General features: G+C 40.4%; 11 protein-coding genes. 2 read left to right on the forward strand and 9 right to left on the reverse strand.

The window, feature by feature from the left end; translation table 11 throughout:
• Positions 1-241: 241 nt before the first annotated feature.
• The 6 genes from QME45_09420 to QME45_09445 all read right to left on the reverse strand — a co-directional run bounded on the left by QME45_09420 (position 242) and on the right by QME45_09445 (position 6,107).
• Positions 242-736, reverse strand: a complete 495-nt coding sequence (locus QME45_09420; protein ID MDI6618877.1) for a biotin/lipoyl-binding protein — start codon at positions 734-736, stop codon at positions 242-244.
• 17 nt (positions 737-753) lie between these two features.
• Positions 754-1,077, reverse strand: coding sequence for an OadG family protein (locus QME45_09425; GenBank protein ID MDI6618878.1), 324 nt, complete (start codon positions 1,075-1,077; stop codon positions 754-756).
• A gap of 24 nt (positions 1,078-1,101) precedes the next feature.
• Positions 1,102-2,643 (reverse strand): carboxyl transferase domain-containing protein, encoded by a 1,542-nt coding sequence (locus QME45_09430; protein MDI6618879.1) that lies wholly within the window; start codon positions 2,641-2,643, stop codon positions 1,102-1,104.
• 347 nt (positions 2,644-2,990) lie between these two features.
• Positions 2,991-3,743, reverse strand: coding sequence for a type I 3-dehydroquinate dehydratase (gene aroD, locus QME45_09435; protein MDI6618880.1), 753 nt, complete (start codon positions 3,741-3,743; stop codon positions 2,991-2,993).
• A 19-nt stretch (positions 3,744-3,762) separates the two neighbouring features.
• Positions 3,763-5,436, reverse strand: coding sequence for a formate--tetrahydrofolate ligase (locus QME45_09440; GenBank protein ID MDI6618881.1), 1,674 nt, complete (start codon positions 5,434-5,436; stop codon positions 3,763-3,765).
• Positions 5,437-5,474: 38 nt separating this feature from the next.
• Complete coding sequence (locus tag QME45_09445) at positions 5,475-6,107, reverse strand: cyclodeaminase/cyclohydrolase family protein (GenBank protein ID MDI6618882.1); 633 nt, start codon at positions 6,105-6,107, stop codon at positions 5,475-5,477.
• Positions 6,108-6,584: 477 nt separating this feature from the next.
• Between QME45_09445 and QME45_09450 the strand changes: the two genes are divergently transcribed.
• Together QME45_09450 and gltA are read left to right on the forward strand one after the other, a co-directional pair.
• Positions 6,585-7,472, forward strand: coding sequence for a sulfide/dihydroorotate dehydrogenase-like FAD/NAD-binding protein (locus tag QME45_09450; GenBank protein ID MDI6618883.1), 888 nt, complete (start codon positions 6,585-6,587; stop codon positions 7,470-7,472).
• A complete protein-coding gene (gltA, locus tag QME45_09455; GenBank protein ID MDI6618884.1) occupies positions 7,472-8,854 on the forward strand; it encodes an NADPH-dependent glutamate synthase in 1,383 nt (460 codons plus the stop codon). The genes QME45_09450 and gltA overlap by 1 nt, the downstream gene beginning before the upstream one ends.
• A 50-nt stretch (positions 8,855-8,904) precedes the next feature.
• Here gltA and ftsH read toward each other — a convergent pair whose 3' ends face one another.
• From ftsH to tilS, 3 genes are all read right to left on the reverse strand, one after another.
• Complete coding sequence (gene ftsH, locus QME45_09460) at positions 8,905-10,728, reverse strand: ATP-dependent zinc metalloprotease FtsH (GenBank protein MDI6618885.1); 1,824 nt, start codon at positions 10,726-10,728, stop codon at positions 8,905-8,907.
• A gap of 253 nt (positions 10,729-10,981) precedes the next feature.
• Entirely contained in the window at positions 10,982-11,527 is a 546-nt protein-coding gene (gene hpt, locus QME45_09465) for a hypoxanthine phosphoribosyltransferase (protein ID MDI6618886.1), read from the reverse strand.
• A 4-nt stretch (positions 11,528-11,531) separates the two neighbouring features.
• Entirely contained in the window at positions 11,532-12,920 is a 1,389-nt protein-coding gene (gene tilS / locus QME45_09470) for a tRNA lysidine(34) synthetase TilS (protein ID MDI6618887.1), read from the reverse strand.
• Between the last annotated feature and the right edge of the window lie 103 nt (positions 12,921-13,023).

Genomic DNA, 13,023 nt, shown 5'->3' on the forward strand with positions numbered 1-13,023 from the left:
TAGAACTTACAAAACTTGAATCTGTCGAATGAGTGTTCAAAATAACATAAGTTCACATTACGAATCGAAGATATATATATATTATATTACAAACTTCAAAAAATGTGTATCAAAAATTTTAAAAAGGGCTGTTGCATAATGAATATTTATTCATTATGCAACAGCCCTTGTATAAATATAATTATGCTAAACAATTTTATAAGATTCCTCTGTATAGTCAGGACTTTTAAAACAGCTCCCTTTATTCAATAATGGCAAGTAAGTCACCTGTATTAACCGATGCTCCTTTTTCGACTCCAACTTTCGTAACTCGGCCATCACGCGGCGCCATTATTTCGTTTTCCATCTTCATGGCCTCGAGTATAAACAGTACATCCCTCTTCTTTACCGTATCCCCTTCCTTAACATTTACTGAAAGTATCGTCCCCGGCATCGGGCATGATATCGTCTCGCTGCCTTCAGCAGGCTTTGCGTTCGCGGGTTCAGTGCTGACAGGTTTTTGTTCAGGCACAGCCTTTTCTACAGTCTTTTTTGGTTCCGGCTCCTCTTTTTTATCAGTTGCCGTTTCAACTGATGCAGGCACAGGCGATGGTTTTACAGTTAATGGTTTTGGCGCAGGCGATACTGCAACCGGTGCTGTATGAATTGGCGGCGCTGCATATGCAGGCGTCCCTCCTAATTCTTCGACTTCAACTTCATATGATTTTCCATTTACAGTAACCTTGAACTTCTTCATACTAAATCCCTCCATCATTAAAATCTTGAACTCATGACATCCTGACGTCCGGCTTTTGCCCAGGATGGCACCTGCGGTTCTACTCTTTTTATAGTCTTTACTATTATGTCCGATACTGATCTTCCAAGATATGATGCAACTGCTGCGGATATTACGGCTACAAGCTGCTCATCATCATCTTCATCCTTCCATGCAACTTGATCGGCTTTAGCATCGTTTACTTTCTTGCTCTTATTCATAATGTCAATTATTACATGCTGAAGCTTTATAATATAACTAAACCCAATAAGAACTATGCATATAATCGCTATTGCTATTCCTAAAGATAGTTTATCTCCCATTTATGGCACCTCTTTTAAACTCAATTACACAGGAAAATTCCCGTGCTTTTTAGAGAAGCTGCTGTCCCGCTTGCTCTGCAGCATTTCAAATGCGGCTGCAAGCCTCTGCCTTGACTCCGACGGTATTATAACATCGTCCACATATCCTCTTTGCGCAGCAATATATGGTGTCGCAAATTCGTCCCTGTATTCCCTTATCTTCGAACTTATTTCCTCTTCAGGATCCAGTGACGATTCTATCTCTTTTTTAAAGATTATGTTTGCAGCTCCCTCGGGGCCCATTACCGCTATTTCAGCAGAAGGCCATGCATACACGATATCCGCTCCCAAATCCTTGCTGCACATGGCAAGGTATGCACCACCATATGCTTTCCTTACGATCATGGTAACCTTCGGCACCGTTGCTTCCGAATATGCATAAAGCAACTTGGCTCCATGCCTTATTATTCCGCCATATTCCTGGCTTGTTCCCGGAAGAAAACCCGGAACATCCACTATATTCAAAAGCGGTATATTAAATGCATCACATGTTCTGATAAATCTTGAAGCCTTGTCGGATGCATTTATGTCAAGACTGCCGGCCAGAACATCAGGCTGATTTGCAACAATACCGATAGACCTTCCATTTATCCTTGCAAATCCTGTTATTATATTCTGAGCAAAATACTGCTGAACTTCAAAGAAGTCGGCATTATCGACTATTCTTGTTATTATCTCTTTCATATCATAAGGTGTGTTTGCGTTATTCGGAATTATGCCATCAAACTCGTATATTTTTCTGTTCAGATCATCCGATGCCGGATATTCAGGTGGATTTTCCATATTATTGGATGGCAAAAAGCTTATCAGCTTCTTGATCTGTGCAAAACATGAGCTTTCATCAGGTGCTATAAAATGTGCGACACCTGAAGTGGTGTTATGCGTCGCTGCACCGCCAAGCTCTTCGGCGGATACTTCCTCACCCGTTACTGCCTTTATTACCTTAGGGCCTGTTATAAACATCTTGCTTGTCTTATCAACCATAAATATAAAATCCCCGAGTGCCGGCGAATATACGGCTCCTCCCGCACATGGCCCCAGTATCGCCGATATCTGCGGTATCACTCCCGAAGCTCTCGTATTTCTGAAGAATATCTTTCCGTATCCGGACAGAGCGTCTACACCCTCCTGTATTCTCGCGCCGCCTGAATCGTTAAGTCCTATTACAGGTGCCCCCATTTTAACGGCCATATCGATTATCCTGCAGATTTTTTCTGCATGCATTTCCCCAAGGGAACCGCCAATTACTGTAAAGTCCTGGGCATATACATAAACCAAACGGCCGTCTATCGTTCCGTAACCGGTCACAACGCCTTCCGCCGGTGCTTCGATGTTTGCCATATTGAAACTGTTGCACCTGTGTTTCACAAATGCACCGACCTCAACAAAGCTTCCCTGGTCAAGAAGTGCATTTATCCTCTCCCTGGCAAACATTTTACCCTTTTCATGCTGCTTCTGAATCTTATCCAGGCCACCGCCTTTTTCAATTTTTTGTTTTTGCGAAACTAATTCATCGATTTTGCCCATATATTTTCCCCCCTATGGATATAGTTTTGCGGCAGATCAATATAAAAATATCAGTCATATTACATATGAGTCATTAAATGAAATCTTTTATCTAAGAAAACAACATGCCGGCAAGCTAGCCGGTTGAGTTTCCTGTAAATACTCCACTTCTATTCTCCATTTTGAATTTAATTTATTTGGTTTGTATTATTCTGTCCATACTGGTTGATTATTGTCCCACTTACAAAATTCATTATACCTAAATAATGATAGCACATACCATGTAATCCTGGCAATAGACGAAACTATAGAAACTACAAGAGTTATATATTTTATATTTGGATACAATTATCTATAATTACATCAATTTAACATCGTACAAAGGTATCGAACAGCATCCTTAACTTTTCTATCGGTATTTTCCCGGAATCCGAAGACTTCAAACCCGATGCAAAAGTTACCGATGAGCCAAAATAAACCCCTGCAAAACGGCTTATATTTCCTATTCGTGACATCGATATATCTATCTCAGGTATCGAGCCGTATTTTTCTTTAAACGTCAAAGCACTGTTAAAAAGCGCAATTACATCGAAATAGTTCTTTGGCTTTACAGCTATTTTTACGATATCCGCTCCTTCATTCTGCGCCTCAACAAGCTTAGACAGCATGAGCGTCTCCTTTGGAGTTTCTTTAAAATTATAATATGAAACTATCGTATATATGCCGTTTCTTTTCGACATATCGATTATTTCCCTGCATTTTTGAATCTCAATATCCACGATATCAATAAGTCCCGCCCTTATAACCTTGTCTATAATGCCGATTCTTTTATCTTCTTCTATTGCAGCATGGCCGCCTTCCTCATCGGACCGAAGAGCAAATATTAAAGGAAATTGTGGAATAGTTCTTTTTATGTAATCAAGTACCGACAATATTGAGTTTAAATCATGTACATTGCTGTAAAAATCGGCTCTCCATTCGACCATGTCCGGTTTTTTATCCTTTACATACTCACATTCTTCGACGACCTCATCATTATTCATCGGCATGATAGGAATGCATATAAGAGGTTTATCGCCTCCTATTATCTTCCCTTTAATATTTATTGTTTTAATATTCAAAATATCTCCTCCAAAGCAATCAAAACAGACCTGTTATTACACCATTCTCATCTATGTCTATATTTTCAGCTGCCGGTACCTTCGGAAGTCCAGGCATTGTCATTATGTTGCCCGTGAGTGCGACTACAAACCCCGCACCGTTTGAAATCCTGACTTCTTTTACAGTCACATCAAAATCCTGCGGCCTTCCAACCAGGGACGGATCATCCGAAAGGGAATATTGTGTCTTCGCCATACAGACAGGCACTTTATCAAGTCCGAGCTTTTCGATTTCGCCTATCTCCTTTTCCGCAGCCTTTGTGAATATAACATCGCGTCCTCCGTAAATCTCCCTTACGATAATATTTATCTTATCCTTTATTGGGAGGCTTTCATCGTATAACAATCTGAAATCATTGTTCCCCCCGGCATTTATAGCATCTATGACTTTTCCGGCAAGGTCTACGCCGCCGGCTCCTCCTTTTTTATATACCTCGCATAACGAAACGGGTACACCCAACATATTGCACTTTTTCGTTAAAATATCGATCTCATTTTCAGTATCGCTTTCAAACCTGTTTATGGCAACGACTACAGGTATATTGTATTTTTTCATATTTTCTATCGCCTTTTCAAGGTTACAGAATCCCCGGTTTAGGGCATCGATATTTTCTTCCATAAGAAGTTCTTTTGAGACACCCCCATGGTGTTTAAGGGCCCTTACGGTCGCAACGATTACCGCACAGGAAGGCTTCAATTTCGCATACCTGCATTTTATATCCATGAACTTCTCTGCGCCGAGATCCGCGCCGAAACCTGCCTCCGTGACAACGTAGTCTGCAAGTTTCAAGCCCATTTTCGTTGCAAGTATGCTGTTGCATCCATGGGCAATATTTGCAAAAGGCCCGCCGTGCACAAACGCAGGAGTATTTTCGAGAGTCTGTACAAGATTTGGCTTTATGGCATCCTTCATCAGCAAGGCAGCCGCTCCCTGTACTTTAAGATCTCTTACAAAAACAGGATCGCCTTTCATATTATATGCCACGAGTATTTTAGCTATCCTCTCTTTTAGGTCGGAAAGATTCTTCGAAAGGCATAGTATGGCCATAATCTCGGATGCGACGGTTATCATAAATGAATCTTCCCTCGGAAAACCGTTTGCTTTCCCTCCAAGACCCACAACAATGTTTCTAAGAGCCCTGTCATTCATGTCCATGACTCTTTTAAACATTATCCTCCTCGAGTCTATCGAAAGCTCATTCCCTTGATGGATGTGGTTGTCGATAGCCGCTGCAATCAGATTGTTTGCAGAAGTTATGGCATGCATGTCGCCCGTAAAATGCAGGTTTATATCCTCCATGGGAACGACCTGGGCATACCCGCCCCCTGCAGCACCGCCTTTTATGCCGAATACAGGGCCAAGGGAAGGTTCCCTTAACGCTATGCATACATTTTTGCCTGTTCTCTTCAGTGCATCGCCAAGCCCCACCGTTACGGTGGATTTCCCCTCTCCAAAGGGAGTCGGATTTATTGAAGTTACAAGTATGAGCTTCCCGTCATTTTTATTTCCGAGCCTCTTTAAAAGATCGAGGTTTATCTTTGCCTTATACCTTCCATAAAGTTCGATCTCATCCTCTTTGATTCCAATGCCCTTGGCAATATCCAGAATAGGTTTCATCTTAGAGTGCTGAGCTATTTGAATATCAGTTTCCAATCCCGTCCCTCCAAGCATATTTTAATATATCAATTTTATCACATTTTGGCCAATTTTTTTAAAGAAAGCTCTTTTATTTTAGCAAGGAGGTTTTCGCTCTCATTCTCCAGATATTCAACTCTCTTCTCCATATCAGCGGCATAATTTTTATCATCAATACTTTTTATATTAATTCTCACGTTGCATAATGCTCCATTTAATGCCGCATATCCTAAAAATCCCCCGCAGGAGGCATCGCTTAACGCGCTTTTTCGCCCTTGCTCCAGCATATTTATGGACATCTTCATGACATCGACGGATAAATAAGCTATCCTTAGCGGAAGAGCGGACGCCCCTTTTAATGCATCCTGTATCGCGCCTGATCTTTCGCGCTTTTCATCGGCCGTATCCTTTGGAAGCCTATAAGCCTCAAGTACCATATTAAACGCTTCAACATCTTCATCGATCCCACATTTTAGCTCATCCATCAATTTTATGCTTGCATTTACCATGCTCTCCATTTTATCTTTACCATCGTTATTCTCGCATTTCGATATGGATATTTCTCCCACCATCGAGTTCATCGCAGCTCCCAGTGCTGCGGATAATGCACATACCGATCCTCCGCCGGGAGCGGCATTTGATTGCGAAGCCCTTCGTAAATAGTCCCTAAGCGAAATGTCCAGCAGCATTTTACCACTTTCCTCTCACATTTTATCCAATTTATAATTTCTGTACACGTTTATTTTAAAGCTGCATATCCATACAAGTCAATCTATTTAGAAACCTCGGTTCGTAATATGAACTTATGTTGTTTTGAGTACTCATTCTCGCTCAAAATAACATAATCACATTTATGCCTGATTTCAAACTGCGAATTGAAGATCTAGAAACAGTTTGTGAAATTCGTTAAAACTGGAAGGTTGACAGATCGAAGAACAATTTGTCATAATATTATTAGTAAAGTATTTTTTAGGGAACATTAACTTCAACGGACGGTATAGACGAACATAACCGGGATAATATTTTTCAAATATAAAATATATTTCCCGTGGAGTCTACAAAAAGTTTTTATTTTTTTAAAACATGTGTTAAAATATTGTCAGATGCCGGTTGGCATGACTAAAATATCTTATTATATTAATGAACTTTTACTGGAGGTAAAATAAATGTACAGGATATTGGAAAAAAAAGTATTGGCTCCGGATATTTATTTTATGAAATTGAGTGCCCCAAGAATTGCAAGATCCGCAAAGCCGGGACAGTTCCTGATAGTTAAAGCAGATGAAGAGGGAGAAAGGATACCCCTTACAATATGCGACTATAACAGCAAAGAGGGTACTGTTGCGATAGTATTTCAAGCTGTTGGCTCTTCAACTAATGAAATGGCTTCATATGAGGAAGGCGAAAGTTTTTCCGATGTAGTGGGTCCTTTGGGAAATCCTTCCGAATTTGTCGGGGAAGATATAGATGAGCTTAAATCCCAAAAATTTATGTTCGTCGCGGGAGGAGTAGGCACTGCCCCTATATACCCGCAGGTTAAATGGCTGCATGAGCATGGGATAAATGCCGATGTTATAATAGGTACCAGAACAAAAAAACTCTTACTTTTCGAAAATGAAATGAGGAGCGTAGCAAGGAACTTATATATAGCAACTGATGACGGCTCATATGGTTTTAACGGTCTGGTAACAGGTTTGCTGGAAGATCTCATAAAGAAAGGTCACCATTACGACAAAGTCATAACTATAGGTCCCATGATTATGATGAAATTTGTATCAAAACTTACAAAAAAGTATGGTATAAAAACTATTGCAAGTTTGAACTCCATCATGGTGGATGGTACGGGAATGTGCGGAGCCTGCCGTGTAACCGTCGGAAATGTCACAAAATTCACGTGTATCGACGGTCCGGAATTCGATGCTCATTTGATAGATTTCGACGAAGCTATGAGAAGGCAGACAATGTATAAGACAGAAGAAGGAAAAAAGAAAATAGAGGATGAAGAAAGAAGAGAAGGGCATAAATGCCGTATAGGATTGGATGGTGACAGATGATGGATAGAATGAAGAGGACTCCTGTCCGCGAGCAGGATCCCAAGGAAAGAATAAAAAACTTTAATGAAGTAAGCTTTGGATACAATGAAGAGGAAGCTGTAAAGGAAGCCAGCAGATGCCTTAACTGCAAAAAGCCGATGTGTGTTACAAACTGTCCTGTATCCATAAGCATACCAAAATTTATACACTGCGTGAAAAACCGTGACTTCAAGGAAGCTGCGAGAATAATCGCCGAGTCAAGCGCACTGCCGGCCGTATGCGGCAGGGTATGCCCGCAGGAAACGCAATGTGAGGGGAAATGCGTACTGGGAATTAAAGGTGAACCTATAGCAATCGGCAAACTTGAGAGATTTGTAGCCGATTGGTCAAGAGAACACGATATAAGTTTCACCGACATTAAAGAAAAAAAGAACAAAAAGGTTGCGGTAATAGGCAGCGGCCCTTCCGGACTTACCTGTGCCGGAGACCTTGCCAAAATGGGATACGATGTTACAATCTTTGAGGCATTGCATAAGGCAGGCGGTGTTTTAGTATACGGAATACCGGAATTCAGGCTGCCAAAGGATACGGTCGTAAAACATGAAATCAATAATTTAAAGAAATTAGGCGTCCACATCGAGACGGATGTTTTAATAGGAAGGACGATAACCGTTGACCAGCTTCTGAATGAAGAGGGTTTCGATGCCGTATTCATAGGCTCGGGCGCAGGGCTTCCTAAATTTATGGGAATACCCGGTGAGAATTTGAACGGCGTATTCTCTGCAAACGAATTCTTAACGAGAAGCAACCTGATGAAGGCATATAGAGAAGATTATTCCACCCCCATTAAAGCAGGTAAAATAACAGCCGTAGTAGGTGGAGGAAACGTCGCAATGGATGCTGCAAGGACAGCGCTCAGGTTGGGTTCGACAGTGCATATAGTATACAGGAGATCTTTTGAGGAAATCCCTGCAAGAGCTGAAGAAGTCCAGCATGCAAAGGATGAAGGTGTAATATTCGATATTCTAACCAATCCTGTTGAAATAATAGGTGATGAAAAAGGCTGGGTCAAGGGAATTAAATGCGTAAGAATGAAGCTTGGAGAGCCTGATGAATCCGGTAGAAAAAGGCCTGTAAAAATTGAAGGCTCCGAATTTATAATGGATGTTGATACGGTAATAATGGCACTTGGAACGTCTCCAAACCCTCTTATCGCATCAACCACAAAGGGCCTTGAGACAAATAAAAGAAACTGCATAGTGGCTGAGGAAGAAACAGGCCTTACATCAAGAAATGGAATATACGCCGGAGGAGATGCCGTAACGGGATCCGCAACAGTTATACTCGCAATGGGAGCTGGTAAAAAAGCTGCTAAAGCCATAGATGAATATCTTAGCAAATAATATTTTAAGCAAATAAAAAAGAGGCAAATGCCTCTTTTTTATTTGCTATCTTAAACCGCCGCGTTAAATACCTCTTCAAACTCTTCTGCTTCAAGCTTTTCTTTCTCGAGAAGAGCCCCAGCCACTTTTTCAAGTTTGTTCATATTTTGTTTCAACAATGTTTCAGCCTTATGATAAGAATCCTCGATTATATTTCTTATTTCCTTATCTATCTGAGCTGCCACCTCTTCGCTGTAGTCCCTGCCCCTTGTAAAGTCACGGCCCAAAAACACCTCATCGCGCGGACTTCCAAACGTCATAGGTCCAAGCCTATCGCTCATGCCATACTCTGTTACCATCTTTCTTGCAAGAGTTGTAGCCCTTTCAATATCATTTGTCGCTCCTGTGCTTATATCGTTAAGCACAAGTTTTTCGGCTGCGCGGCCGCCAAGCAGACCGATAATCTCAATGGATAAATCCGATTTAGACGTATAATTTTTATCCTCTTCAGGAAGCTGAAGGGTATAACCTCCCGCTCTCCCCCTCGGTATTATACTGATCTGATGTATAGGGTTCGCACCAGGCAGAAGCTTCATAACCACGGCATGGCCGGCCTCATGGAATGCTGTAAGCCTTTTTTCCTTTTCGCTCATAACCTTGCTTCTTTTTTCAGGACCTGCAAGCACTCTTGTTATGGATTCCTCAAGTTCCTGCATGCCTATCATTTTTTTATTTTTCCTCACAGCCAAAAGCGCTGCTTCATTCATAAGGTTCTCCAGGTCCGCACCTGTAAATCCGGGAGTTCTCTTTGCCAGTATCGAAAGATCAACTTCACTTTCAAGAGGTTTACCTTTCGAATGCACCTTTAGTATTGCTTCTCTTCCCTTTATATCGGGAATACCCACGACAATCTGCCTGTCAAACCTGCCCGGACGCAGAAGCGCCGGATCGAGTACATCAGGTCTGTTTGTCGCAGCGATTATTATAACACCTTCGTTTACTCCAAATCCATCCATCTCAACCAATAACTGATTTAACGTCTGTTCTCTTTCATCATGTCCGCCGCCAAGACCTGCACCTCTTTGCCTTCCGACGGCATCTATCTCATCTATAAATACGATGCTTGGGGAATTCTTTTTTGCCTGTTCGAATAGATCTCTCACCCTCGATGCTCCAACACCGACAAACATCTCAACAAAGTCAGAACCGCTTATGCTGAAAAACGGCACCCCCGCCTCACCTGCGACAGCTTTTGCAAGGAGCGTTTTACCTGTTCCCGGAGGCCCTACTAATAAAACGCCTCTGGGTATCCTTGCCCCAAGCTCAATATAGCGCCTCGGCTCTTTTAAAAAGTCAACTATCTCCTCAAGCTCAGCCTTTTCTTCATCTGCCCCTGCCACATCGTCAAAAGTCACTCTCTTTTTTTCATTTGTCACCATACGGGCTCTGCTTTTACCAAAGGACATAACTCCGCGTCCTCCGCCACCGCTCTGTGACTGCTGCCAGAAGATAAACCAAAATGCTATTATAAAAATGACAAGAACTACCGTAGGAAGCATTGTAACCCAAAACGGCAAAGGTTGTGTGGGAATATCGGCAATCTTTATGGATTCATCAGGTATATTATTCTGTGTCATTATATCTTTTACATCTTTATAAAAATCCCTTCCATCCAGCACCAGTACATTAAACTGCTCTCCGGATTTAAGTACCCCTGTTACCTTTGTTTCAGCGATATTTAATTCACTTACCTGCTTTTGTTTTACAGCCGTCAGCAATTCGCTTTTAGTCATGTCTTTTTTTGTCTTTCCACCACTACTGAATATATCTGCAGCTAAAAAAATCGCAATAATTATCAATATCCACAGGCTGGCACTACGAAGCATTTTTTTCATAGCTAGCCCCCCTTTCTAATCTAGCATGTTTTTAACAATTATTAATTTTAGCATAACAAAATAGCAAATACAAATATTTGTTTACTTTACCTTCAATCCATAATTTGAAATCAGGCATAAATAGGATTATGTTATTTTGAGCGGCGAATAAGTGTTCAAAATGACATAAGTTCATATTACGAATCGAAGTTACTTTACTCCGGTTACATATTTTATATTCAAAAAATAATTATTCCAATCAAGGCTAAAGAAATTATTTCGTTTCATACACTTCTTTCTTAAGTATTCCGATAAACGGAAGATTTCTGTATCTTTCTGCATAATCAAGCCCGTATCCTATAACAAATGCATCTGGGATTTTGAAGCCTTCATATTTGATATCAAGGTTAACCATTCTTCTGTCCGGCTTATCCAAAAGGCAGCATATTTCAACATCTGCAGGCTTTCTCGAATTCAGATTGCCGAGCAGATACTTCAACGTATACCCCGTATCTATGATATCTTCGACGATCAAAACATGCTTGTTCTCGATATCTGAATCCAGATCCTTCAATATCCTCACAACACCGGATGATTGGGTAGAGCTTCCATAGCTCGATACAGCCATAAAATCCATAGTGCAGTCAACTGTTATTTCCCTCATAAGATCTGCCATAAAGGGTACGGATCCCTTTAATACTCCTATAAGCATGAGATCTTTATTTTCATAATCCTTTGAAATTTGTTTGCCAAGCTCGGCTATTCTCTCGGCAAGCCTCTCTTTTGTTATCAAAACTTCCTGTACATCATCATTTAGCATTTTATTAAACCCCCAACCTTTTATACGCGAGTTTCAACACTCTTCTTGTGTTTTCATCGATCTTAAAACTGTCACTCATCTTTAACCCCACAGCCCATAAAATTTCTCTTCCACAGGATATCAAAGGTACTTTATTCCTTTCATTCCTCGGAATCTTGCTGTCTATAAATATTTCCTTCAACTTCTTTTTATATCTCATTCCTAATGGTACTATGCAATCCCCATCATGCCTTGATCTTACATATAGCTTATACTTTATTTTATCATAATCAAAATATTTAACAAATGAATCCGCCTTTTTATAATCAATATCACTGCCTATGATTTCAGCTCTTATCTCTCCTCCGATCTCAGGAATTTTCGTAACGCCCGGTACCGACATATCATAACAAAACGGCCTTATACTACCATTGCCGGATTTATCGATACATAAGATTTCATAGCTTATAATAGCTTTAATATCGCCGGGAAGTTCAACGGCACCTCCTGTAGCGCCCTGCTTAATTATAGAAAGTATCAGTTCTATGTGTTTATTTTCTATTTCATTTAAATCTCCCTTGACAGAAAATATAGCCCTCCTTATTATTCTTTTTTTTATTGAATCATGCAAATTCCGGATGTCATTTATATTTATATCCACACGATGGTTTTTTATATATGCAATCTTTTCAAAAATCCCATCGGAATATTCATTTATAAAATCATTGTCCTCAGATACCAAACTTGCCGTATTTGAAAGTGATAGTTCAATTCTTTTATTAAAGTTTTTTTTAATATATGGAATCAGTTCAAGCCTTATTTTATTTCTCGTATAAACAGGTACGAAGTTGGTTCTGTCAATCCTCGGGGCAATATCGTTTTCCCTGCAATATTTTTCTATATCTTCTCTCATCGTAAACAGCAGCGGCCTTATATAAAGCATGTCGCGAACAGGCTTTATTCCGCACAGTCCGTCAAGTCCCGCACCCCTTATCATCCTCATCAGTATAGTTTCCGCCTGATCATTCATATTGTGGGCAAGCGCAATTTTATTAGCTCCTATTTTTTTCGCGATATCACAAAAAAAAATGTACCTTTCTCTTCTGCCTGCCTCCTCAGTGGATAACCCATCTTTTTCGGCCATACTATTTATATCGGCATATTTGATCGAATAAGGTATATTAAATTTTATGCAAAAATTTTTAACATACTCAGTATCAAGATCGGCTTCCATTCCCCGCAGCATGTGATTTAAATGGGCGGCATGAATCTTCAAACAATATTCATCTTTTAAGGTATATAAAAGATGGAGCAGTGCCATGGAATCCGGCCCGCCGGATACCCCGACAACCACTACATCACCTTTTTTCAGCATATTATATTTTTTAATTGTATTTAAAGCGCTCTGTAACATAATTTCACCCGAGTCAATTTTCAATAGCGACCAAAGTTTTAGTACAAGTATATATGAATATAATATATTTTATCATATATTTTGTAAACACTATAATAAAATT

This window comes from Clostridiales bacterium (assembly GCA_030016385.1).
Classification (GTDB): Bacteria; Bacillota; Clostridia; order Clostridiales; family Oxobacteraceae; genus JASEJN01.

Bases quoted from the DNA above. Each gene is read 5' to 3' on its own strand.
- QME45_09420 (MDI6618877.1), bottom strand. From the start codon at position 736: ATGAAGAAGTTCAAGGTTACTGTAAATGGAAAATCATATGAAGTTGAA.
- QME45_09425 (MDI6618878.1), bottom strand. From the start codon at position 1,077: ATGGGAGATAAACTATCTTTAGGAATAGCAATAGCGATTATATGCATA.
- QME45_09430 (MDI6618879.1), bottom strand. From the start codon at position 2,643: ATGGGCAAAATCGATGAATTAGTTTCGCAAAAACAAAAAATTGAAAAA.
- QME45_09445 (MDI6618882.1), bottom strand. From the start codon at position 6,107: ATGCTGCTGGACATTTCGCTTAGGGACTATTTACGAAGGGCTTCGCAA.
- QME45_09450 (MDI6618883.1), top strand. From the start codon at position 6,585: ATGTACAGGATATTGGAAAAAAAAGTATTGGCTCCGGATATTTATTTT.
- gltA (MDI6618884.1), top strand. From the start codon at position 7,472: ATGGATAGAATGAAGAGGACTCCTGTCCGCGAGCAGGATCCCAAGGAA.
- ftsH (MDI6618885.1), bottom strand. From the start codon at position 10,728: ATGAAAAAAATGCTTCGTAGTGCCAGCCTGTGGATATTGATAATTATT.
- hpt (MDI6618886.1), bottom strand. From the start codon at position 11,527: ATGCTAAATGATGATGTACAGGAAGTTTTGATAACAAAAGAGAGGCTT.
- tilS (MDI6618887.1), bottom strand. From the start codon at position 12,920: ATGTTACAGAGCGCTTTAAATACAATTAAAAAATATAATATGCTGAAA.